The 25,550-nt window shown below is 49.5% G+C and carries 11 protein-coding genes; all 11 read left to right on the plus strand.

Annotated elements, in window-relative coordinates; genetic code table 11:
- Nucleotides 1-93 precede the first annotated feature (93 nt).
- The 11 genes from AC58VC_RS31255 to sdaAA all read left to right on the plus strand — a co-directional run bounded on the left by AC58VC_RS31255 (nt 94) and on the right by sdaAA (nt 24,970).
- The gene (locus tag AC58VC_RS31255; protein ID WP_497374693.1) at nt 94-1,488 is read left to right on the plus strand and encodes an ABC transporter substrate-binding protein; all 1,395 of its coding nucleotides are present in this window, start codon (nt 94-96) and stop codon (nt 1,486-1,488) included.
- 79 nt (nt 1,489-1,567) lie between these two features.
- Nucleotides 1,568-2,464 carry a carbohydrate ABC transporter permease gene (locus AC58VC_RS31260; RefSeq protein WP_497374695.1) on the plus strand — a complete coding sequence of 299 codons (897 nt, stop codon included), beginning with the start codon at nt 1,568-1,570 and terminating at the stop codon, nt 2,462-2,464.
- Between the two features lie 18 nt (nt 2,465-2,482).
- Nucleotides 2,483-3,373: a carbohydrate ABC transporter permease gene (locus AC58VC_RS31265; RefSeq protein ID WP_497374697.1), complete on the plus strand. Its 891-nt coding sequence runs from the start codon at nt 2,483-2,485 to the stop codon at nt 3,371-3,373.
- A 15-nt stretch (nt 3,374-3,388) separates the two neighbouring features.
- A complete protein-coding gene (locus AC58VC_RS31270) occupies nt 3,389-5,494 on the plus strand; it encodes a heparinase II/III domain-containing protein (RefSeq protein WP_497374699.1) in 2,106 nt (701 codons plus the stop codon).
- 335 nt (nt 5,495-5,829) lie between these two features.
- On the plus strand, nt 5,830-8,250 hold the full coding sequence (locus tag AC58VC_RS31275) for a hypothetical protein (RefSeq protein ID WP_497374701.1): 2,421 nt from the start codon (nt 5,830-5,832) through the stop codon (nt 8,248-8,250).
- Nucleotides 8,251-8,817: 567 nt separating this feature from the next.
- Entirely contained in the window at nt 8,818-9,660 is an 843-nt protein-coding gene (locus AC58VC_RS31280; protein ID WP_497374703.1) for an ABC transporter ATP-binding protein, read from the plus strand.
- 212 nt (nt 9,661-9,872) lie between these two features.
- Nucleotides 9,873-14,975: an Ig-like domain repeat protein gene (locus AC58VC_RS31285; RefSeq protein WP_497374705.1), complete on the plus strand. Its 5,103-nt coding sequence runs from the start codon at nt 9,873-9,875 to the stop codon at nt 14,973-14,975.
- A gap of 66 nt (nt 14,976-15,041) precedes the next feature.
- Nucleotides 15,042-21,419: an S-layer homology domain-containing protein gene (locus tag AC58VC_RS31290; protein WP_497374707.1), complete on the plus strand. Its 6,378-nt coding sequence runs from the start codon at nt 15,042-15,044 to the stop codon at nt 21,417-21,419.
- A 125-nt stretch (nt 21,420-21,544) separates the two neighbouring features.
- Nucleotides 21,545-23,305 (plus strand): protein kinase domain-containing protein, encoded by a 1,761-nt coding sequence (locus AC58VC_RS31295; RefSeq protein WP_497374709.1) that lies wholly within the window; start codon nt 21,545-21,547, stop codon nt 23,303-23,305.
- A gap of 101 nt (nt 23,306-23,406) precedes the next feature.
- Entirely contained in the window at nt 23,407-24,084 is a 678-nt protein-coding gene (gene sdaAB, locus AC58VC_RS31300) for an L-serine ammonia-lyase, iron-sulfur-dependent subunit beta (RefSeq protein WP_497374711.1), read from the plus strand.
- Nucleotide 24,085: 1 nt separating this feature from the next.
- On the plus strand, nt 24,086-24,970 hold the full coding sequence (sdaAA, locus tag AC58VC_RS31305) for an L-serine ammonia-lyase, iron-sulfur-dependent, subunit alpha (RefSeq protein ID WP_497374713.1): 885 nt from the start codon (nt 24,086-24,088) through the stop codon (nt 24,968-24,970).
- The last annotated feature ends 580 nt before the right edge of the window (nt 24,971-25,550 follow it).

Raw genomic sequence — 25,550 nt, forward strand, 5'->3', positions numbered from 1 at the left:
CGATCGAATTCTTTTAGTATAAAAAGTGTAAAGAGAAACGTTTCCGAAAGCAAGAAGCAACAACGTCGTGTTCAAACAAAGGGAGGCTTACACATGGTAAAAAGATTAGGGACGGTCACATTAAGCGTACTACTCGCAGGCAGTTTGGCAGCGTGCAGCAGCGGTAACAACGCAGCTTCCAGTCCTGCGGCATCTACGAAACCTGCGGAAGGTGCAGCCAGCGCAGCGCCAGTGAAGAAAGATAAAACAAAACTCGTTTACTGGACCGGCGACCGCCATGATATGGACTATATCAAAAGCGTTGTACAACAATTCAACGACACGAACAAGGATAACATCGAAGTCGAGATGGTCGTCAAAACAGAGGATTTCAACCAAGCCATTGATCTAGCCTTCGCTTCTGGCCAAGCGCCTGACATTATTCGTGTGAAGGAAAATACGATTCAGCCGTTTGCGCAAAAGGGTTACCTGAAGCCAATCGATTCGTACCTGAATGATGATATCAAGAAGAAATTTCCAGTCATCGACGACTTCAACCGCATTGACGGTAAAATGTACAGCCTCCCGAACTACGGATCAACGCTGCGCCTCGTGTACAACAAAGAGCTATTCACGAAAGCGGGCATTACCGCTCCTCCGAAAACATTGAAAGAAATGGTTGAGGACGCGAAGAAAATCACGGCGGTCGGCAAAGCATCAGGCTCCTATGGTTTTGCGCTCAACTTCAAGAGCCCGGAAAGCGCGCTTGGCCGTTCGGCACGCGTGATTGCGGAAGCAAGCGGCTTTGGCGGGCTTGGGTTTGATTTTAAAACTGCGAAGTTCGATTTCACAGGCTATAAAGACATCATTCAATCGTTTAAGCAAATGGTCGATGACGGCAGTACACTGCCAGGTATGGAGTCGCTGGACATTGATCCGCTGCGCGCGCAATTCGCGGAAGGCAAAATCGGGATGTACATCTCCTTCTCCTCGGAGCCAGGTGTGTATGCGAATCAGTTCCCTGCCAAAATGGAGTGGGCAGCAGCACCGGTGCCAACGATTGACGGCACGATCAAAGGCGCTACTTCCTTCTTAGGCGGTCAATGGTTATCCATCAGCAACACGACCAAAAATGCGGACCAAGCATGGAAATTCATGCAGTTCATGTATGACGATAATGTACTCAAAACGTACCATGAAAAAGGTTTCGGATTATCCATGGTGCCATCCATCTCTTCCGCAGCGAAAAAACCGGAAATTAAAGGGATTGAAGGCTTCCTTCCGATCGGTAACGACGGCACATGGCCGCTGCAGCCTACCGTGACAGTTGAAGGCATGAAATACTTCGATGCTTTCTTCAAATACATGGTGAGCGGCGGAAACCTTGATCAAACGATCCAGGATGTGAACAAACGCTATAACGATGCTCTTGATAAAGCCGTGGCCAAAGGAACTGTGAAGGTACAGCCAAATCCAAACTTTGATCCAATGAAATTGATGGCCAAGTAGCCTATAGCCAATACCGCGAGGGTGGAGTGACTTACTCCACTCTCACTCGCTAATAACAGATGTTACAGGAGGAAAAGGGATGAACCGGACTCGTCAGATCGGGTTTTCATATTTGTTTTTATTTCCGAGCTTTTTACTGACCATGGTGCTGGGCGTCTATCCGATTGCATGGGCAATCCGTTATATGTTTTATGACTATAAAGGCTTTGGTGGAGCAACATTTATTGGCTTGGACAATTTCAGAAGGCTTTTTCAGGATTCGGAGTATTGGCATTCCGTTATAAATACGTTCATCTATGCAGGCGGTAAGCTCATGATTACGCTGCCCTTATGCTTAGTTCTAGCCGTTATTCTTAATTCAAAGCTCCGGGGGCGCAACTGGCTCAGAGCGATTTATTTCATGCCGACGATTATTAGCTCAGCTGTGATGGCCGTTGTGTTTTTCATTATTTTCAACTCCTATAACGGGATCTTGAATCAATATTTGCTGAAGTTTCACATCATCTCTGAAAGAATCGACTGGCTAGGGCCTAAGCACGCCTTGCTGACGACGATCATTATCGCCGTGTGGGGAGCTGTGGGCAACTATATGCTGTTGTTTCTGGCCGGTCTTCAAAATATTCCAAACGATGTGTATGAAAGCTCGTCTCTGGACGGCGCGAATAAATGGCAGCAATTCTGGTACTTAACCATTCCGATGCTAGGGCCTGTGCTGCAGATTGTGATCATGCTGGCGATTATCAACTCGCTGAAAGGGTATGAAAGCATCATGGTACTGACGGAGGGGGGGCCAGTTGGCAAGACAGAAGTTATGTATTTGTACGTATACAAGCTCTTTTTCCCAACCGCTTCCGGGAGCCTTACGGATCAACAGTTCGGCTACGGCAGCGCGGTCGGTTTCGTTACGGCCGTTATTGTAGGCATCATTACACTCGCTTATCATGCGATGTCTAGACGTCTGAACAAACTTCAATAGGGGGAGGAAGCTGGCATTATGGAAGTTAGGGAAACGATATCTCATCTTCAAATCAAGAAACAAACCCGATCTTTTTCAGTTGGAAAAATAAGCGGCGCCGTGCTGCTCTGGATCTTTTTGCTGGTCACCGCTATCCTGATTGCTTTTCCAGTCATCGTGACTTTTCTGGGTTCGTTCATGTCCAATATTGAGATTACAAAAGGGGGAACCATCTTCCCCTCCTCCTGGCACATCGAGAACTATAAGGAAGCTTGGGTGCAGGCCAATTTCGCGAGGTTTACGTGGAACTCCTTATTCTTGAGCGGTATGACAACGTTAGGAACACTGATTGTCGCGTCGATGGCAGCATACGTCGTGGATCGGATGAAGTTCCCAGGCAAAGCGCTTTTCGTCGGCATTCAAGCCTCAACGATGTTCATTTCTATCGGTGCGGTCGTCATTCGGCCGCAATTTGAGCTGATGGTCAAGCTGCATCTGCACACGAGCTTATGGGGAGTCGTGCTCATTCTGGTGAGCGGGCATGCGTATATTTTCTTTATCCTGCTTAGCTTTCTGCAGGGTATTTCCCGGGAATTAGATGAGGCTGCGCGCATTGACGGCTGCTCTAGCGGCGGCATCTTCTGGCGAATTATTTTGCCATTGATGCGTCCCGGGTTGGGCGTAGGGGCTTTGTTTACTTTTTGCGGAGCTTGGAATGAGTATTTACGACCGCTTGTGTTTACAATGACGAATCCTAAACTTCAAACATTGACAGTAGGATTATCGTATCTCAGGTACGGGGCATCTGCTGCGGTGCAAACCCACTATATGCTGGCAGGAGCATGCCTATCGATTCTCCCATTGCTGGTTGTATATATGCTGGCGAATAAATCGTTTATGCAAATGACGGCAGGATCGCTAAAAGGATAGCGGGGAGGAACAGACATGGATATGAAACGGCTGGAACGGCTCCGCACTAACGCGGGACAGCCGGAGTTTCGTGAAGCGCTTACGCTGCTGCGAAAGGAAGCGGAAGAAGCTTCACGCATTACGTATACGATCCGAGTTAACGAACACGGGCAGTGGACTCACTATTATTACTGTCATGAAGATGGGACTGAGTTAAGTTTTCAGTGGGATCTCCCATTCAGCCATCGGTGTCCGACCTGCGGCAAGGAGCGAACCGGCGAACCTTTCGATTCCGCATGGACATCGATAGCTCATACGCAAATAGGACACGCTGTCTATCACATGGCGTTATTAACCTTGATCGAGCCGGATACACAGCGTATCGACAGGGTGAAATCCTATCTCATGGCTTATGCGAACCACTATGAGACTTACCAGACACACGGCGACATTCCGTACAATGGCCCAGGCAAATTGTTTGCTCAGACGCTGGATGAGGCGCATTGGATCACTGATCTTGCCATGGGTTTTGAGGCTATTCGGGGATTCTTGACTCCGGAAGAAGAAACACTCATTGGCAGAGGTTTGCTGGAACCGTGCGCTCGTTTCCTCATCGAGCACAAGGAGAAGCAGATTCATAATCATTCTGTGCTGATCACCTCTGCCATTGCATCTATCGGAATCCTGCTTGGCGACGATGAGATAATTCGAGAGGGACTTGAGGGGGAATTCGGCCTTCTGGACCAAATTGCGCGTGGCATTTTTGAAGATGGATTATGGTATGAAGGCAATGTCCACTATCACTTTTATGCTTTTCAATCGCTGCTGCATTATGCCCTAATCGCAGAAGGAACGCAGTGGGATGTGTGGAGAAATAAGGCGTTGAAGGCGATGTTTGACTTTCCTTTGCATGCTGCGCTACCGAGTGGCGATATGCCCACGTTGAATGACGCGCGATTGGGTCACAACTTAGGGACGTATACGCGCTATTACGAAATTGCACTTGATATTTATGGCGATGACATTTACCGCTCATTGCTGAATACGGCATATGGGACAGTATGGGCGGATAAGCAGTTTATAGATGTAAAGACGGTCAATAGAGACTCCGTATATGCTTTGATGTTTGGGCGGTGCCTTGAGCCGGCAGAAGGGAATGGCATTTCCTTGTGGGACACAGCGCACCGGACGCAATCGCTTCCTGCAAGCGGGTTAACAAAGCTAGTTAACCATACCGGTTGGCAAGCGATCATCAAGCACAGCCGCTTCGGGGGCGAGCATGATCATATGGATCGGCTTGGGTTATCGGTCGTTTGCGGCAGCGTTCCTTTATTCGTAGACCCAGGGACCACCGCTTATGGCATCCCTGCGCACTATGGGTGGTTTAAGCGCACTTATTCGCACAATACGGTTAGTATTGCCGGGGCTGATCAGCCTCCTCGTGACGGAAACTTGATTCAACTCTCCGAGCAGCCATGGGGCGTTTGGGTGGAGACGGCAGTAGACTGGCTTGCGGATGATTTTTATATGAAGGATCGTATTATTTTGCCGCCAGAGCTTAGTCCATGGGACACGGAAGCTTACAACGGGGTACAAATCCGACGTATTAACGTGCTGGCCGAGGATCACTTGCTGGATATCGTTAGCGTGACGGTGCCCGAGCGCCGCGATGTGCATTTGAACACTCACTTCAGCGGTGAGATATGCCATGCTGAAGCTGCGTCTTGGACGCCTACAGATGAACGACTCGGCACGCTAGATCAGAAATGGCTGAAGCACAAGCGGCGTTTGCTTGCCGGCGAGCGCTCCTTCAGTTATCAAATGCGCACAGGCTCGCTGGAGCAGCTGACCTGGTGCTCACAACCAGCGGATGTTTACTCGGCGATAACGCCAGATAATCCGCCAAGCGGGAATCGAACCACCTTAATCCAACGGGTGGATGTGGCGAACACCGTCCTGTTCATGCAGGCGCTGATCTATGACCCTAACAAAAACTGTGGCTCGCGCTACATCGCTTCGGCCAAGCTCGTCGTAACTGAGCTTGAAGGCGATCGTTATTTGATCGAATTGACGAAGCAGGAAGAGCGGCTTCCGTATGTGCTGGACCTCAGCCGATCTGTGGCTGAACTCAGTCGGGAGTGATCGCTGGGAGCAGCGCAATCATGACTGAATTCAGCGCTAGGTAGGTTCGTCGCCTAGCTGCATAGCTATGTTGTACGTTGTACAACATTTTTAGCCTGTTATAACGCGATAAGCTTGTCTTGGTTGTACAATGTACAACCTTTTCGAGCGTTTCAGGGCAAAACACTCGTTTCTCAGTGAAATGAGTGTATGAAATACACTATAGGCGTGCTGAGGCCGCCATTGAAGGGCAATTCGTTGCACATTGTGCAACGGGGAAGTTTCCCGTTTGACCGTACAAGGCACGACCATCCTAGAAAATACGGCCCCACCTGCGGGCAAAGGTGTGAACTTGAATGAATAGTCGGTTGTCATTTCTTAGTTTGTGGTCCATTAATGACGCTTTGAATCTGAATGCGCTCAAAAAACAGCTCGACGAGCTTCGCCTCGCAGGCTTAGAGGGCGTGATCTTTCACCCGCGATTCTATCCGAACGTTCCGGTCTATATGAGCAATGATTATTTGGAGATTGTTTCTGACTTGATTCTCTACGCCAAAGCGACAGGGATGATTTTCTGGATTTATGATGAAAATGGTTGGCCCTCCGGCACAGCCAGCGGCGAAGTTATAAGGAGACTCCCAGATGCCACCTGCAAGTGGGTGGAATGGGTGCCGACGCCAGATCACGGGGGCAGAATCGAGTTTGGCTCGAAAACTGCCGTGTCCTCTTTAGATCCGGTAACGACCCAGATGTTCCTGGGCATTACTTACGAAGGGTACCGCCAAGGACTTTCGCCTGAAGCATTCGATTATGTTACGGGTTTTTTCTCGGACGAGGTGGCGTTTCTCGATGGTCATGGGATTACGGTCAAAACTGGCGCTATCCCGTGGGATGACCGGTTTGTGCAGCAGTACGAAGAGCGGTATGGCGAAGCCTTGCTGCCGCGGTTGCCCCTACTATTCACAGAAGGCGAAGGTCATGAAGACTTTCGGGTTCAATACTGGGAGCTTCTGACGGATGCTATCGTTGAAGGTTTCTATCAGCCTGTTGCGGCATGGTGCGAGACATACGGTAAAAAATTCACAGCCCACTTAAAGGCGGAAGAAAGTCCATTCTTTCAATTATCCTACAGCGGCTCTGGGTTTCAGGTGTTAAAAGGTGTAGAAACACCTGCGATCGATGCGCTGGAGCGCAATCCAGGCAACAATTTCTACCCGCGAATTGCGCATTCCGTTGCTATGCAGCAAGGTCGGAGCGGTTCGCTCGTGGAAGCTATGGGCGGGAGCGGCTGGGGCATAAGCCCCGAATCTTTCACGAAATATTGCCTGTGGCTGGCTAGTCACGGTATCGAGCATTTCGTGCTGCACTTGAACCAGCTGAAGCTGAATACGAAAGCTGTGCAGGACTGGCCGCCTTCCATGCCAAGCCATTTGACATGGAAGGACGCTTTCCCGGCGCTGCTGACTTCCATTAAGGCGCAGGCGACTCATCTTCCGGATATGAAAGCGAAGCCGGATGTTCTTATTGTGACGCCGACTCGGGGCATTATGGCGGCTTTCGATCCTAAGGAAGGCATGCAAATGAATGAGCATGATGGCTCCAATATCCCGGCATCCTCCGCCGGGGTGGTCAATGAGAAACTGCTAGCGCTTGTAGAAGCTTGCTATGCAGCCGGTCTGCACTACGAATTAACCGAAGAGCGGGTCATTGAGGAGGATGGTCTGATCGAGAGCGGTTTGCTGCGTATCGGAAAACGTGATTATGATTGTGTACTTGTGGCCGAAGGGTGCAGGTGGAGGGATGCGGGCATGTTGGAAAAGCTGTGTGCCGCAGGCGTTAACGTGTGCGAAACGCAGAATTGGCAGCGTATACTCGCTGAGAAAATACATGTTGAATCGAACGAAGAGCACCCTGTTGCAGCTGGATCGGCTGCCGAACAAACGGATTGGTCCATTCTGCCTCCTACTACGAATCAAGTCTACGTTGAGCTTCAAGCTGTACAAGAGGACAAACATGAAGCGCAGATATCGGTTGAGCAGCCCGGAACTATAGGTGGCTTATCTTTCGTTCTTCTCGATCCGGTGAAGGAGGTTCGAATAAACGGGGAGGCACTTCCTTTGCATTTTATAGATGGCGGTGTTGAAGTTCTAATTCCCGTTGAGTGGGTTGGACTAGACCAATTGCTGTCTATTGAAGTAACGCCTATCTCTGGAGGAGAAACCTGTCCGATTGCTTTTCTACGCGGACGATTTGCAGTTATGAGTAAACGGCCTCTGCGCGAGAAGGATGAGCGGCAATGGATGGCAGACGGACCGTTCCACTTAGTCTCCATGCCGGCTGTTATTGATGCAGCTAACCTAATCTCCGCGGGATTTCCATACATGGGGACGCCAGTCATAGCGAAGAAGACCCTCACGCTGCATGAGGATCAACAAGCTGGATGTACCGGCTTACAGCTTACGGATGTTCAAGGGGATGCGGCACAGGTTTGGCTCTCTGGTGAGGAGTTGGGCTGGTGCTGGGGACCACAATGGACCGTGAATTTGCCGAAGGATCTTGAGGCAGGCTCATACGAGCTGGCAGTCGCGCTGTACCCGAGCACGTTTAATGTCTATGGTCCTCACCATCATTATGAAGGTGATCGCTACTTAACCAGCCCTGATCAATACGTGGGGATCAAAAATTTCGCTGATCACCCGGGCGCCCCGGAACAAACGAGGGTTCAACATGCACATTTCGTCAAATGGGGGATATCTGGGGATGTTCGGTTTGTATGAGTCGTGCTTGCGTGACTTGGAGCGGGCGGCAGCCGATTAAAGGAACTGCAGGGCTTTATTTTGCTAGAAGTCGGTGTTCTGACACACGAAAGGGAACTATGATCCGCTAATTTGTCATTTTGAGCTTCAAATGGGAGGATGTCGGTCAGATAAGACCCTGGAGTTCCTCTGCCCTGGCTCACTTGGATGATTTTCCGAAAATAGTGGACCCTAGTTCTCTTCGGGTTGACACATCTTGCGAAAAAGGCGCATCGTGCAGCAAAGTTAATTTCAGATGGATTCGGTTGTAGGTCTTTCTCAGCGGGTTATTAATGACCTGGGGAAGTCCTTTTTTATGCAGACAAACGAGATCCTACGAACAGAGGACTCCCCTCCCATTCACGGAATGGATGAAATTGGTGCTTGCATATTGCATATTGTTGAAAATGATTCTCAAAATCATTGACAATGGTTATCATCGACTATACACTTAGTAAATAAAGTTTAGACTCTACTTAACTCAAATACCAAGACGAATATACACAAAACGATTGTTTGAATATATAGCCAAGGAAGGATTGATGACCGATGCACGCCATCGAGGCCCAACATTTAACGTTAACTTATGGAGATAACAGTATCTATGAAGATTTGGATATTGCCATCCCCAAAGGGAAGATCACCGTGTTTATCGGCAGCAATGGCTGCGGTAAATCAACGTTACTTCGTTCATTGGCCAGATTGCTGAAGCCTACTAATGGCAGCATCTTGCTCGATGGGCAGGCAATCGCCAAGCTTCCGACGAAGGAAATTGCGAAACGTTTGTCCATCCTGCCGCAAGGACCGGTTGCTCCGGAAGGATTAACGGTACTCCAGCTTGTCAAGCAAGGGAGATATCCTTACCAGAGCTGGCTGCAGCAATGGTCCGCAGAAGATGAAGAGATGGTAACGAAAGCGCTGAAGGCTACGAATATGCAGCAATATGCGGATCGTACCGTAGATTCCTTATCAGGCGGGCAGAGACAACGAGCTTGGATTGCCATGACGTTGGCACAGGGAACGGATACGATTTTACTCGATGAGCCGACAACTTATTTGGATATGTCACACCAAGTTGAAGTGCTTGACCTGTTATTTGAATTGAATGTCCAGCAACAGCGCAGCATTGTTATGGTCTTGCATGATATTAATCTAGCTTGTCGCTATGCTCATCATATCGTGGCTATTCACAACAAGAAGATCGCCATCCAAGGGACGCCGGAAGATATTATCACCGAGGATACGATCCGGACCGTATTTAATATGGACTGCCAAATTATTCAGGATCCGTTATTCGGTACTCCGCTTTGCATTCCTTTCGGCAAAGGCAGGAAGGTTAATGGGCAGGAGCAAGACTCCAGAAACCTAGAAACAGCAGCATTGGTTGTTTAAGTTTTTACATAAGTAACTAAAGCCTCTATGTACGCTTTGAGCGTATGTAGGGGCTTTTTATGTTGTCCATGTTGGTGTTCATCGAAATATACCCCATTTGGGGTATGGTGCTTTAGTCGCATTTACGGGTATTTTTAAAAGGTGAAATTGTGGTATTTTGTCGTAATCGATACATTCTCATAGAAACATGTCATCAGTAAATAGGAGGTACCATGAAAAAAATAAGTTCATTGATTTTGGCGCTTATCCTCAGCTTTGCGGGAATTGTTCCGTTCGCTAATCAGGCTCAAGCGGCTGCGACTTTAGTACCAGCTGCCATGATGCAGCCAATTAGTGTTCGGTTTTTGGGCTTTAGCGCAATCGATCCGCAAACGAATCGGTATTTTGTCAAAGCCGGAGACATGGCTATGTTGCGGATTGGTTTTGAAGCAACTAACTCATCTTATGTATTTTGTCACAGAGACAGCATAGTCACTGCGGAGTCCGTAGGCAGCAAGACGACGGGGGCTGTATTTCGAATTCAGTCCCAACCGGAATATTACAAGGACTATCTCCCCGATTTCTTTTACACAGTTGGAGCTGCGGACGCTTCCGGTCGAATTGTCCTCAAACAAGGCCCGGAATTATGTTATACGAACGGTAAGTTGGATAACTTTTGGCACTCTTTTTCAAGTTTTAGGACGTATTTCAGCGATGGAACTTCTATGGATAACGTGACGTATTTCAAAAGCTTACTCAAAGATGAAGTTTATATTGACAATGACGCACCAATCATTACCTTCAGCCAAACCTCGAATCCAAGCTATAAAAAAAGTCATGCCGTAACCATGACGACGTCAGACTTGCCCGCGGAGGGTAAGGTAACGACGTACTACAAATGGACGCAAAGCGCAGCACCGCCAGCCGCGGCGGACATCAAGACGAGCATCACGAGCGGATCGGCTGCTCCGGATCCCGATGGGAACGGAACGTATTACCTTCATGCTCGTGCCGTTGATATTGTGGGCCATGAAACAATATCCACGGCGGGGCCTTTCAACTACGATCATGAGCCTCCGACGATTTCGTTTGGACAGGATTATAACGATTTGTATAAAAAGAGTCATGCTGTGACCGTGACGGCAACAGACACGCCTTTCAATGGGAATACCTCGCTGTATTATGCTTGGACGCAAAGCTCAACGTCGCCTCCCGCGGCTGACATTGTGACGAGTATGTTAAGTGGCGCTCCCGCGCTCGATCCGCTGGGTTCAGGTGCGTATTACCTGCATGCCAAAGCGGAAGATAGTGCTGGGAATGTGACCGTTAAATCCACGGGACGCTTTCTATACGATAATGACGCGCCTGAGCTAACGCTTTCGCCTCTATCCGGAGTTGCCAGAACAAGTCATGCGATTTCCTATACGTCTAAGGATAATGCTTCGATCGCCAAACTGAGCTATGAGTGGTTCAAAGATGGCATCTCTTATTCAACGGGTACGGCTGCTTCCAGCACAGGAACGCTCAATGTGCCAAATAGTGTAGAGGGCAGCTATAAGTTAAAGGCGACCGCAACGGACAGCTTAGGCAACACAAAGACCATGGAGACATTGGCATTCATCATCGATAAGACCCCGCCTGCTGTCACCTTCTCAGAGCTCGGAAGCAACACGCCGGCAGCAAGCCGCCAAGTGAAAGTGACCTTGCAAGAAGCGAAAGGGACCCTCGGCGAGTCAAGCTACATGTGGTCTACCAGTGTCTCTGTGCCATCCGCCAATGCTTCACAGTGGACCTTGTTTGCAGATGGAGGGGGCAACAAAACGTCACAGAGCGTAAATCTTTCCACGCCAGCTGGCGCAAATAACACACAGTATTTGCACATCAAGACTACTGATAGCGCAGGAAATGTGGGTTATGCCAGCACAACACAGGGCTTTGTGCTGGATAACACGAAGCCTGCAGTAGCTTTTAGCAATCCTAGCACGGCTTCTTATAGTAAATCGGTAACGACAAGCCTGAGTCTATCCGATAACATCACCACATCGCTCGGGAATTATGTCATCAAGTATCTCGTCACGGATCAAGCAACAACAGACGGCAATGACGCAAGCTGGGGAAGCTCACCGAGCGGCGTGTTTACCATCGCTAATAAATCAGGCATTTACTACATTCATACCAAAGTATATGACCAAGCCGGAAACTGGCAGCTGGCCAGAGGCGGTCCTTATCTGCTAGATGACCAAGCACCTACTGGAACCATACAGATTCCGGCTCAGCAGACAAACAATAAATCGGTAGACGTGGAGCTCTCAGCCGCTGATTTGCACGGACCGATTGATATGAGGCTATCGGTGAACGGCGGCTCCACTTGGGGCAGTTGGGAAGCTTTCACTTCTTCCAAAACAGTCACGATTCCGGAAACAGAAGGCACACGAACGATTGCTGTGCAGTACCGTGATGCGGCAGGCAACATCAGTCCTACTTATTCGGACACGGTCATCTACGATGTAACGAAGCCAACAGCCGTGAAGATCGCCTACAGTACCGGGCAAACCACGAATCAGTCGGTTATAGCGACCTTGACAGCCTCTGATAATCTAACCGCTGCAAACGATATCGACGTAGTTAACCTCAGCGGTTTCAGCTATGAATTTCAAGCTAACGGCACGTACACATTCGTTTTCCGGGACAAAGCAGGCAACGAGAATACGGCTGTCGCAACGGTGACGTGGATCGATAAAACGAAGCCGCTAATTCAGTTCAGTGTCGAAGGCGTTTCAGATAAAAAGAAAACGGCAAGCTCCATCATTACGGCCATAGATAATGTATCGGGGGCTAACGAATTAACCTATGCGTATTCATGGTCCATGAACGCAAATACGGCACCAACCGAATGGACGGAACTTCCCGCTAATCGACAGGCAGATCTGAGCGGGACGAACGGTATCTGGTATTTATGGGCGAAGGTCAAGGATAAGGCGGGAAATGAGGCGATTCGCCGAACGAATTCACTCTTTCAGCTGGATAACATCAGCCCGGTAGGGACGGTCACTTACAGTCCTCCAGGCCGCACGGCTAGCGATGTTAAGGCGACGTTATCGACGAATGAATCAGTTCGGGTAACGAAACCAAGCAGCGGAAGTAAAGAGTATCTGTTTACGGATAACGGTACATTCGAGTTTGAGTTTATAGACGACGCAGGCAACATCGGAAAAGCGATGGCGACCGTGCAAGGCATTGATCGAAGTTTGCCTTATGCAGCGGTGACTCTATCGCCAAGTGGATGGACGAACGGCCCTGTCCGTGTAACGGTAGATGCGTCCAATAATGCTGCGCTGTCGTTAGGACAAATAGTGGTACCGGACGATGCGATACCTGTCTCGCAGACCGTGCAGAGAGTGGTCTATGACTTTGTATCCAATGGATCACTCAAGTATTCAATACTGGATCGAGTGACTTCGTTAACTAGTGAGGAGGAAGTTGTCGTTGACCATATCGATCTGACTCCTCCGACCGGCGTACTGGTCTACAGTACGCAAAGCAGGACGAACGAAGATGTCACGGTTACTTTGATAACTTACGATAACAATCAAGGTGCCGTATCAATTGTTGGCGACAATACGTACACCTTCACAGAAAACGGCACGCATACGTTTGTTTTTGAAGATGAAGCCGGAAATGTCTCGCAGATGACGGCAGTCGTGAACTTTATCGATAAAACAGCGCCAGTGCCAGTCTTAACCTATAGTGCGAATGCTTGGACAAAAGATGATGTTACGGTCACCTTAGCTTTCACGGGTGAAGATGGTCCAGTAACGATTGTGAACAATGAAGGCAGCTCAAAGTATGTGTTTAAAGAAAACGGAAGCTTCGTATTCTACTACCGCGACGAGGCCGGCAATGAAGGCGAAGTGACGGCACAGGTGGCCGTAATCGACCGTACGCCGCCGACAGCGACGATCCAGTATAGCGAAACCGGATGGACGAATCGCGATGTGACCGCCACACTGGTTGCTCAGGATAATTCCGGTCAAGCGCCAACGGTCGTTAATAACGCAGGACAAACGGCACATGTTTTTACGCAAAACGGCACGTTTACCTTCGTGTATCAGGATGCGGCAGGCAATCAGCGCGAGATGCAAGCAAGCGCAGATCGGATCGATAAAACAGCGCCGAGCGCTACGATTCAATATTCAACCGCGATGTCCATGAAGACGAATGCGGATGTACGCGCTACTGTGGATGCGGATGAACCGATTACCGTTTTCAATAATAACGGCAGCGCGTCCCGTGATTTTACGGCGAATGGCACCTATGGATTCCGGATTGCCGATCGTGCAGGCAATGAGACAACCGTCACAGCAAATGTCTACAATATTGACCGCACGCCGCCTAGTCTAACGCTCACGTACAGCACGACAGCACCGACTAAGGACGACGTTATTGTGACGGTTAATAGCGGAGAAGCGATTCAAGTGCTGAATAACAACCGGGCGAAGCAGGCTGTATTCAAGGAGAACGGCACGTTCACCTTCCTCGTTCAAGATTTAGCCGGCAATATGGCTGAAGCGGTGGCGACAGTAACCAATATCACGAAGGCTACTGCAAAAGTAACCTATACGTTCAGTGAAACCTTGCCTACGCGAAACAATGTAAATGTCACTTTAACGGCGGATCGTCCGCTTACCTATTCTGGGTTTGCCGGTAATGTCGTAACCTTCACAGAGAACGGCACCCGCTGGATTGAAGCGGCTGATGCGCTGAATAACAAATACACGCTGCGCATCGATGTTAGCAACATTGATCGAGTAGCGCCTAAGCTGAAGTTTCTCAGTGGTGAGCAGCTGCTGTACGCGGTCGGAGAATCGGCCATTAACCCTGCGGCTGATGTTGAAGTCACGGATAACCTGGACGGCAATCTGACAGATAAGCTGACGGTTACTCACACGATCCAAGCGCAAAATCCTGGCGAGTATGAAGTCACCTACAAGGTGACAGACCGTGCCGGCAATCAAGCGGTTGTGGTGCGCAGAGCGGTTGTCATAGCGCGGGCGGAATTTACGGTGTTCGTTAATTCCAAGCAGCTGCAAGAAACGGAAGCGATCGTCTATGGTGAAGCGATCCAGCTCAAAGTATTCGGCGAGCAAGGCGACAGCGTCGTCAAATGGGCACGCGGATTCAAGAACAAAGGGGATTTCAAAACGCTTCAACAAGAATTAGTAAGCGGTAATTTACCTGTTAAGGAATATGGACTATATACCTTCTACCTACAAGATCAGGAACGTCATACGAAGCTCGTTCATGTGTACATTTTACCGGCGAAGGCTTCAGAATAAACGAGGTAAGCATCAACTGGACTAGGTGAGTTGATGCTTTTCCTTCTTTTTAGAGGAGAGTGAGTTATGAAGAAGACGTTAGGGACTACATTTTGGAAAAAAATAGTACTTATGTTGATGATACTCGTGCTTTGCCTGCCTTATGGCGGCGAGCTCGCTTTGGCTATCGACGCGGAGACCCAGCCGCTCACGGTTGCCAATGATTTCTTGGATGTCAGCGTCAATAAGCAAACCGGCAGATTCAGTGTCATGACGAAGATAGGATCTCCGCTCAAAACAAGTGATGATCATAAGCCGCTCCTTTTCCGGGACAAGCTCCCGGAGACATCATTTACGACATTTCGCATTAATGGCAAAGATTTTATTTATGGGAATGGCTACGGATTTTTGGGGTCCAATGGGTATTTCACCTATTCGCCTGAAAATAAAGGCTTCTCCAACCAATCTGTCTGGAACGTCGAGGGCTTGGAAATCATTCAGACGTTAACGCTGGTGGATGATCAAACGAACCCGAATGCAGGAAACATCAAAATTTCCTATAAAGTGAAAAATACAACCAAACAAAATCAAAATGTGGGCTCACGGATCCTGCTTGATACGATGCTGGGGCCGCAAGATGCTTCCCCGATATCTTTATCTGGCGGCACGACATATATCCGCAATGAAACGAAAATTGAAGGTTCGCTTCCGTACTACTGGAGAGCAACGGATAACCCGCTAAACCCTAAGGTCATGTCCTACGGTTTCTTGCAGGGGTGGGGAAATACCGTTCCGAATCGAATGATTATCGCCCATTGGAATGGCATTTCCGAGACCAAATGGGATTATACGGTGAATCCTCAGCTGGATTTTACCTCTACGCAAAATAGTTATGGTTCAGCAGACAGCGCAGTCGCGATGTACTGGGACCCTTCCAATCTTGCTCCAGGATCGGAAGCTGTATATGAAACGTATTATGGACTGGGAAGCTTCTTCACCTCTGAAAAAGAAGCGGCTTACGGCCTGCAAATCGGTGCGCCGAAGCAGCTGAAGATCAATGAAAACGGGACGGGGTATAAGGAATCGCCGTTTGAAATTCGCGTGGATATCGATAATTCCATTGATCGATCCACAGCGCAGCAAAGTGTCCAAGCTGTCTTGGGCTTACCTGCGGAGCTTGAACTCGTCGATGGCGAGCGAGCGACGAAAGCGGTGGGCACTATGCAGGTCGGAGAAGTGAAGACGGTCACGTGGAAAGTGAAGGCTAAACCGCAAAAAACGGTTAAGGCAGCCCAATTTCAAGTGATTGTCCAAGCAGCCGGAGGCGAAGAAAACATTCAAGCCTCCTACGTCGTTCTGCCTGGTTTATCAGGCAAAATACCTGAGGTGCAGCTCCTTGAAGCACTACCCAAAAAGCTGTATATGAAGGATCAGAACCCGTCCATCGCCTTGCAAGGCAAAGGGTTCGAGGTCCTGAAAGGCTCATCGGACTGGCAAGTGCAAATGATCAGAGCGCGCGATGGGGCTGCAGTGGCTGTTCCGAGTGCAGATGTCGTTGTCGTCGATGATAAGCAAATCACGGTGCGTTTGGATGATGCCCTATGGCCGTCTCTGAAGGATGAGCCTGGTACATATCTCGTTCGTGTCAATGCCGGCGTTGTCGGGACGTTTGAGAAAAAGATTGAATTGACATTAGATAAAAGCTATCAAAGTAGAGATTATGGCATTTTGCTCGTTGTTGGCGAAAATATGGAGCAAGAAGGGAATGAGACCTACACCCTTGTTCCGGTTGAAAATGAGACGAAGCTCGCTGAGTTGAAACATCAGTATGCGAGCGCCTCGAAAGAAGCGCTGCTAGAGTTCCGTGGGCCGATCCGCTCGCTCGATACAGGTAACTCTTATTTTGAAATTGGAGCGGGAGCGACGATCAATTCGGTCATTCGTCATGATACATCGAAGGAATTAAGCGCGATTTTTGGACAAGCTTCGCAAAAAATGGTTATCCAAAAAAATGTGCAAGACTTAAACCATGAGGGCGATTATATCGAGTTAAAAGGAAATGGCGTGCTCTCGATTCCCGGTTTTCCTTTCTCTTTCGGTCCATTTCGTATCGAGCTGGTGAACGGCAGTCATTATTCCCTAGATGCTAATGAAGATGACGGGGAGAAGCCGATTGAAATAAACTGGGAAGTCCTGAAAGGATTATCCGTCATCCAGCATATGTCATTCTTCCAAGTTGAGATTAAGAATGCGGTTATCGGGGACGAAAGTGTATCCTTCGGCGGTTCTGTTTCGATGATTTTTAATCCGGGTCAGAAAGCGGAGGACGAAGAAGATGATACGGGGCAAAATGGTCAGAATCCACCACCACCTCCGCCGCCAAATAACGGTGGTCAGCAAGGAGACGGCGCTGAGAAAGACCAGACCGACGACATGCTTCAGCTGGGCATAACGCTGGATGAAGCCAAGTTCGGGATGAGGAAAGAAACGAACATGTTCGGAAGGGCGAATACCTTCGGTTTCATGGGACTTCGCGCAGAGGGCGAGGCAGGTTTGCCTAAGGGCATGGTGCCAGGGCTTGATTTCGGTGCAAGCGGAAGGGTCCTGCTGGACACGTTCGATCGTAAGTTCGAAATCGAAGGGCATGTCCAGTTTCAGGTCGTTGAGCTGGACGGCCTCCTGACGCTGCGCTTTACGGAAAGCGGCGTGCCGATTCCGGACAACTTCGTCTTCGTTGTCGGCGGGGAGCCAGGCATTCCGTTAATTCCTGTCGCTCCAGTGGCATTTATCACCAAAGGCGGCGGCGGTTTCCGCAATCTGTATGATACAGTGACGGGTAATTTTAATATTTTGCCTCCGCTGAAAGTTGTTATGATTGGCGGACTGAGTGTCGCTAAAGTCGTTACCGCCGATAATGTTACACTTGGTTTATCGATGCAAGGCCTAGAGTTTTCCGGCGAATTTGAAATCTTGAAATTCCCTATCCTCAAGGAAGTTTATGGCAGCATCAACTTTAAAGATTCTTTAACGAGCTATGGCGTGGCTTTGAAGGCTGGCGCTAGGCTTGAAGTTTTTGATGCAATTATTGGTGAGGTTTATGTTGTTTTTGAATATGATTCATCCAAACATGGTTTGTTAGGTCCTGTGTATATGGCGGGAGGAGGCTCTCTCACAGTTCGCATACCGCGAGCCGTGCCGATTGTCGGCGGTAAAGAAATTGCACAGGCTTCTGGTGAGATCAGCTCTGAGAAGGTTTGGGGCAAAGTTCGAATTATCGGTATTCCATTCGGATACCAGTATGTATGGGGCAGTCGCAGGCCAACACTAGCTTCAGCGCGCTTGACGGCCGATATGCTGCCTGAAGCGGAAGGGCTGGCAGAGAAGGATTACATCGATGACTCCGGCAACGTCTCTACGATGACCTTCGGAACGAACATCAAGCGAGTCGCGAGCTCCAAATCAGCTGCAGCAGATAAGAAAGCGGATGATCTTGTCCGCACGTTATCCAGCTCCAATGATTATGAAATCCCAGTCACAGCTGATCAAGAAGCAGCACTATTTGAGCTGAAATATACGGGTGACACGATCCCGCACCTGCAAGTTACAGATCCTAGCGGCAATGATTACCCGCTTGTTCAAGACGAGAATTATCTGGTTCAGGAAATTTCTCCGGAAGACTCGGTGTCTGGAACGCTAGAGAAGCGAGTGTACGTGTCCATCCAGAAGTCGCTTGTGAGCAGCATGAGCGGGAATTGGAAAGTGAAGTCCGATCAAGTGCTAGAATGGTCTTTAATGGACGTATCGATGCCTGCTACGTTAACGGATGTAACGGCATCGGTCGATTCGGCAAGTCCGAACAAAGTGAAAGTGAACTGGCAAGGAGATCATGCGACGAATGAGAAAGTGGCGCTCTTCCTGAGCTCGAATAACGTCAATGATCCTGGCCGTCTAGTAGCCAAAGATATTTCCGTTCAAGATGGGACAACGGAGATTACACTGCCTGAGACGATGGCAAGCGGGTCCTATTATGTTAAAGCCATCTTATCTAACGGTGATACGAATTTGGATAGTAAATATAGCAGTGGGGCAATTACTTTTGTAAATCCTCATCAGCCTGTGCAGCCGCAAGAAGTCAAAGCAGCGCCAGTTGGCAGCGGTTTGCTCGGCGTATCCTGGAAAATGTCAGAGGCCGTAGACGGTTATACGATCCAACTGCTGGATGCAGATGATAAACCGGTAGCGGGCATTGGGACTGTGGATGTAGCAGGTGACAAGAAGGAAACGATCCTTGGCGGTTTGATTAAGGACGACACAGGCGCAACGGTTGGTCTAGTTCCAGGCTCATCTTACAAAGTGTCTATCGGCGCGTTTAAGAACGTCGACGGAGGTAAGATTTACAGCGAGCCTGTGCTCTCTGCATCAGCGTACATTCCGGTGCCGAACCCGGCGAGTGTTCAGTTGACACATTTGAAGATGAACGATGAGCCAATTACCAATGCCTACGCGGATACTGAGATGAGCAATCAGAAGACATATGTGGTGAATGAATCTTCTTTCCAATTACAACTGCATGCAGATCAATCTGTTTCGACAGAAGTTCTTGTGAATAACAAAAGCGCAGGCACCTTCTCTGGAAGCGATTGGAAGAAAACACTCGCGCTAGACGAAGGGGCGAATTTGATTGAACTTCTGTCCACTAACGCGAATGGCGATCAAACACGAACAGGCACTAGAGTGTTCTCCGATATAACGTCACCGGATCTCAAAATAGAACGTCTAGGCGCTATCTCTACGGATAAAACGGTGCTCGTCAAAGGAGTTGCAGAGCCGGGAAGCACCGTCCGCATCAATGGGCAAACGGTTTCTGTCGAGTCGGACGGAGCCTTTGAACATGCCCTGCCAATGGAAGGGCGTCTGTCCAAGAACATTGTCGTTACCGCTGTGGACGATGCCGGAAACGAGACGACGGCAAGCTCCGAGGTTATGAATCCCGCTGTAGACGGGTTCAAGAAAGTGGAGCTGCGGCCTGTTGATCCTGCTCCAGGCAGCCTGTCAGCTGATGGCGAGGAATTGAGCCTTACGGCTGGCAGTCAGGCAGCTTTAGAGCTGGTAGCTACGGATAACAACGGCGTCTCTACAGTCCTTGATGCTAGTCAGGTGGGTTGGAGTGTAATCCTTGGCGAGACGAATGGATCTGTTTCGGAGCAGGGGCAGGTCGGTGCGGATCAAGAAGGTGAGCTTGTGCTCAAAGCTTCCTATGCGGTAACGACAGAGTTCGCATTTGAGGATACGTTGATCGTAAAAGTCGGTAAGACAGGAAATGGCCCTGAGCCGTCAAAGCCGAACTATGATGACTGGTATATTCCGCCTGCGCCACAAAATCCGGGCGGAGACAGCTCGACAAGCGACGGGAATGATCAGGTACAGGTGGATAAAGGGGTAGAAGAGACGCTCCAGAACATTTTGAAAAGGCTTATTGAGCAAGAGCAAAATGTGGAATTCGTCACCTCCGTCAAGCTTATCCCAAACCAAGTGGCGATTGTGAAAATTCGCGATCGGGCGGCTCTTCGTATTGCAGCTCAGCCGTTGAAGGAGAATGTAGGACTTGGCATTGGCGCTGTGCGAAATCCGAAAGTGTTCGAAACAAATGGCTTGAAAGTCATCGGAGATATTTATGAATTTAAAATGGATAAGCCAGTGAAGCTGAAGGAGCCAGCGGAGCTTACGATCCGCTATTCGCAAGATGAGGTTCAGGACCCAAGTAAAGCAGGTATTTACTGGTACAATGAGCGAACGAAGAAGTGGGAATATATCGGTGGCGCAATTCAGCCAGTTGCAGGCACGATTACAGCTAAGCTGCCTCATTTCAGCAAATATGCGCTCTTGTACAATGCGGATATGATGGACTTCAAAGATATGAACAATCGTTGGTCCCGTGATGTGGTTTATCGCCTTGCTTCCATTGGCGCAGTGAACGGCGTAAATCAGGGGGAAGATCTCATTTTTGATCCACTGCGATCGATTACACGGCAAGAATTTGCCAAGATCGTTGTTGGCGCTTTAGGCTCAGATATGTCTTCCATGGCGCTGCCGGATGAATTCGTGGATCGCGATGATGTCGCCGCATGGGCGGAGCCTTACCTCCGTACGGCTCTGGCGAATCAATGGTTGCGAGGTGCTTCCAGGGGGAGTGAGCTGTACCTTCATCCTGCAGCACCAATTACAAGAGCTGAAGCGATTGCTATGATCGGCCGCATATTGCGTACGGGGGAGCCGCAAACTGCGAGCTCGAAAGGTTCTTTCCTTGATGAAAATCAAATCCCAGCATGGGCAAGCGAGTATGCAGCTGATCTAACCCAGCAAGGAGTCATAAGCGGCTATCCGGATGGAACCCTGCGCCCGAACGTGGAAATTTCGCGTGAGGAAGCGGCAGCTATGATTAGTAGAATGATAGATTTGAAATAGAGGAAGGATCGACTGGGAGAGCTTCCGCTTCCCGGTCGGTTCTTTTTGATATGTAAAGGTTATTTGTCATTGAATATGATACTATTATGAAGGAATTGACCTTAGCATTAAAAGGAGCAGACTTCATGATTACAGTGCCGGGCTATCAAATTCAGCAAGTGATATTTGAAGACCCAACGATTATCGTTTGCCATGCATTCTCGGAGGAACAGGCTTGCGAGGTGCTTTTAAAAATAGTCAAAGAAGGCCATAGAGCCATTATTGAAAATGCGAAAGTTATTAATGAATATGAAATAGCCGGGAGTTTACATATCCCAGGCATTATTAAACCTATTGCCTTATTGCGGCAAGGAAACGGTCTTGTATTAGCTAGCGAATGGGTACACGGGCTGACACTTCGTCATTTTGCCAACTCTGCGCCTCTGCCCATTCCAGTCTTTTTAAAGCTCGCGATTCAAATCGCCAAGGTGCTTGAGCAGCTGCACAAGCAGCATATCGTCCATATGAACATTCGGCCGGACACCATTGTCGTCGTGCCATCCTCCCTGCGAGTCAGCATAACGGGAATGGGACACGCCGTTTTATCGATGGATGGAGGCAGACAGGCGAGAAATATGCCACTCATTGAAGGCTCCCCGCCTTATATGGCGCCGGAACGTACAGGACAATTGAACCGTGTTGTGGATGGGAGCACCGACCTCTATTCCTTGGGCGTCACCTTGTATGAGATGCTGGCAGGGCAGCTGCCGTTCCAGGCAAGGGACCCACTCGAATGGGCACACGCGCATTTAGCTAAAAAGCCGCACCCGCTCACGTCGTACAACCAGCAAGTTCCCGCTATTATTGATGAAATCATACAGAAGCTGCTGGAGAAAACGATTGAACGCAGATATCAGAGCGCATATGGATTAAGAATGGATCTAGAGACTTGTCTTCACATGTGGGAATCAAGCGGAGACTGCGAGCGATTTGCGATTGGGGAGCAAGACGGGTCATTATTGGTATATATTTCCAGTTGTGATGAGGCTTCGGAACAGCCTGTCCGTTTGGCGACACGAGGCGAAGTTGAGCATAGCGAGTCTAGCAATGGATATGCTCAAGTGTTGGAACTGGCTGCTGTTATGCGGGCTTCCCAAGCATTTTCCGAAGAAACCGATTCCTACCAACTTCTCAATCAATTATTGCGTATTACGATGGAAGCTGCAGGCGCGCAGCGAGGATGCTTCATTGTTGTACGTGCGGCAGAGCTGTACGTGGAACAGGTTGTGGACACAGACAGCGGCAAAGAGCGTTTAAGTGCGAGTATTCAGCTAAGCCAATATGAGAATATTTGCCAAAACCTGGTCAGCTATGTGGCCATTAAGCGGCAGTATGTCATTTTGGATGATGCGCAGCGGGAAGGGCTTTTCATGCAAGATCCTTATGTGACCCAGCACCAACCGAAGTCGGTTTTGGGACTGCCAATCATTGTGCAAGGTGAACTGCAGGGTGTGCTTTATTTGGAAAATAATTTTGCATCCGGCGTGTTCGCAATTGAGCGGTTAGGTGTTCTACACATGCTCGCTTCACAAATCAACTATGTTCAAAGGCTGATCGGTTATTACGGCAGCCAGCCAAACACCCAGGAACCTAAATTCGGAGGCGCACTTACGGCATCTATGCAGCCTTTAACCGAGCGCGAAATTGAGGTCCTGCAGTGGATGGCAGCGGGATTATCGAACAAAGAGATAGCCGAACGTTTGGTCATGTCAGCGGGAACCGTCAAAGTGCATATGCGCAATTTATTTGCTAAATTACAGGTCAATAACAGGGTGAAAGCGGTCACAGTAGCTACGCAATTAAATTTGCTGCAATCGCACCCGCAGCCGAATGAGACTGGTGCATAGTTGGGAAAATAAGGACAAGATATTAGACCTTGTCATTCGCAAAAGCGCTTCATACAATAGAAGTATAAAGCTTTAACCTCATAGGATTGGAGAACTGCATGATGCGCTTTAAAGATGTGTTTTCCATCATCGGACCTTCCATGATAGGTCCATCCAGCTCCCATACGGCGGGAGCCGTCCGTTTAGGACGCGTTGTCAGACAACTGCTCGGAGAGCAGCCAACAAAAGCCGAAATCACATTGTATGGCTCCTTTGCGGATACATACCGGGGGCATGGCACCGACTTAGCGCTTATAGGTGGCTTGCTCGATTTTGAAACGGACGATCCGCGAATTCCAGATGCAGCCGAAGTAGCGGAGGCTCAGGGGGTGGAGATTGCCTTCCTTACGAGTAAGGATAAGGCCGATCATCCCAATACAGTCAAATTTACGATTTCCTCTGGGACGAAAGAAGTGAGTATGATCGGTGCATCCATTGGAGGCGGCAACGTCGAAATTGTGAATGTGAATCAGTTCGATGTGAAGTTTACGGCGGTATACCCTACGTTAATTATTTCTCATCACGATCGCCCAGGGATGATCGCAGACATTACCACTTTGCTTGGACGAAATCAAATAAATATCGGGTTCATGGATTTGGATCGGAAGGGCAGGGGCCGCGAGGCGATGACCGTCATTGAAACGGACGTCTCAGTACCGGATGCCTTGATTGAAGAGATGAACTCCTTAAGCATGATATTTGATATAAAAAGAGTGGATCTCGCAGAAAGAGGCGAATAACATGAGATTCCGGACCTTAAAACAACTAACGGAGGTATGCGCCGCAGAAGGAATGACGATTGCGGAAGTCATGCTGGCCGATCAAAGCCAAGAATCAGGCAAGTCAACGGAATACGTATTTGAAAAAATGCGGGCTTACTATCAGATCATGAAAGAAGCCGTGGCAAAGGGGCTGACGGAGGACACTACCTCCCGCAGCGGATTAACAGGCAAGGACGCTCAACGTGTTGCCAGTTACATGACAACGACAGAAGCTTCCCTTGGTGAGGAAGCTTGCAAGGCAATGGCGTACGCATTAGCCGTGTCCGAAGTTAATGCCTCCATGGGGCGCATTATTGCTACGCCAACGGCTGGCTCTTGCGGGATTATCCCCGGTGTATTCATCAGCAGCCAGCAGCGGTTCGGCTGGGATGATGATCACATGGTGCGGGGACTGCTTAGTGCGGGCGCGATTGGGTATGTAATCGCGAATAATTCTTTTGTTTCTGGAGCGGAAGGCGGCTGCCAGGCTGAAGTGGGCTCCGCTATCGGGATGGCCGCGGGAGCGCTAGTTGAGCTTCGCGGCGGTACGCCGGAGCAGGCGATGCATGCGGTGGGACTAGCGCTGAAGAACACGCTAGGGCTCATTTGCGACCCGGTCGGCGGACTGGTCGAAATTCCTTGCATCGTCCGCAACGGCTTCGGCGCTGTGAATGCGATGGCAGCAGCCGACATGGCGCTGGCGGGTGTCCGTTCCGTCATCCCGTCCGACGAAGTCGTGCAGGTGATGTACGAGGTGGGCACTGCGATGCCCGAAAAGCATCGGGAGACCGCCAAAGGCGGCTTGGCTCAGACGCCGACAGGCCGGCAAATTATGAAAGAGCTCAATTTGGGCAAGAAGCGATAGACATGATGTCCGCAGGGGTGACTCTTGCGGGCTTTTTTATTTTACCAACTGGCAACCGGCCAAGCGGCAAGCGGCAACCGTCAAGCGCTAACCGCCAAGAGCCAAGAGCCAAGAGCCAAGAGCCAAGAGCCAAGAGCCAACCCCGACCCCGACCCCGACCCCGACCCCGACCCCGACCCCGACCCCGACCCCAACCCCAAGCCTCCAGGCCTACTGCCCTCCCTGCATTTCCTATGCACCATCGCTGTAACGATGTTTTCCATCGCTAACGCATGCCCAACGCGGGAAACTCCCGCTGTAACGCTGAAAAACAAGCTTAACAATCGCGGGAAGTGCCCCCACGCCCCCGAAACCCCGCTGTAACGATGTTTTCCATCGCTAACGTATGCTCAACGCGGGAAACTCCCGCTGTAACGCTGAAAAACAAGCTTAACGATCGCGGGAAGTGCCCCCGCGCCCCCGAACCCCCGCTGTAACGATGTTTTCCATCGCTAACGTATGCTCAACGCGGGAAACTCCCGCTGTAACGCTGAAAAACAAGCTTAACGATCGCGGGAAGTGCTCCCGCACCCCCGAAACC

The sequence above is a fragment of the Paenibacillus sp. J22R67 genome (assembly GCF_059692175.1).

Bases quoted from the DNA above. Each gene is read 5' to 3' on its own strand.
- AC58VC_RS31280 (WP_497374703.1), top strand. From the start codon at position 8,818: ATGCACGCCATCGAGGCCCAACATTTAACGTTAACTTATGGAGATAAC.
- AC58VC_RS31260 (WP_497374695.1), top strand. From the start codon at position 1,568: ATGAACCGGACTCGTCAGATCGGGTTTTCATATTTGTTTTTATTTCCG.
- sdaAA (WP_497374713.1), top strand. From the start codon at position 24,086: ATGAGATTCCGGACCTTAAAACAACTAACGGAGGTATGCGCCGCAGAA.
- AC58VC_RS31285 (WP_497374705.1), top strand. From the start codon at position 9,873: ATGAAAAAAATAAGTTCATTGATTTTGGCGCTTATCCTCAGCTTTGCG.
- sdaAB (WP_497374711.1), top strand. From the start codon at position 23,407: ATGCGCTTTAAAGATGTGTTTTCCATCATCGGACCTTCCATGATAGGT.
- AC58VC_RS31265 (WP_497374697.1), top strand. From the start codon at position 2,483: ATGGAAGTTAGGGAAACGATATCTCATCTTCAAATCAAGAAACAAACC.
- AC58VC_RS31275 (WP_497374701.1), top strand. From the start codon at position 5,830: ATGAATAGTCGGTTGTCATTTCTTAGTTTGTGGTCCATTAATGACGCT.
- AC58VC_RS31295 (WP_497374709.1), top strand. From the start codon at position 21,545: ATGATTACAGTGCCGGGCTATCAAATTCAGCAAGTGATATTTGAAGAC.
- AC58VC_RS31270 (WP_497374699.1), top strand. From the start codon at position 3,389: ATGGATATGAAACGGCTGGAACGGCTCCGCACTAACGCGGGACAGCCG.
- AC58VC_RS31255 (WP_497374693.1), top strand. From the start codon at position 94: ATGGTAAAAAGATTAGGGACGGTCACATTAAGCGTACTACTCGCAGGC.
- AC58VC_RS31290 (WP_497374707.1), top strand. From the start codon at position 15,042: ATGAAGAAGACGTTAGGGACTACATTTTGGAAAAAAATAGTACTTATG.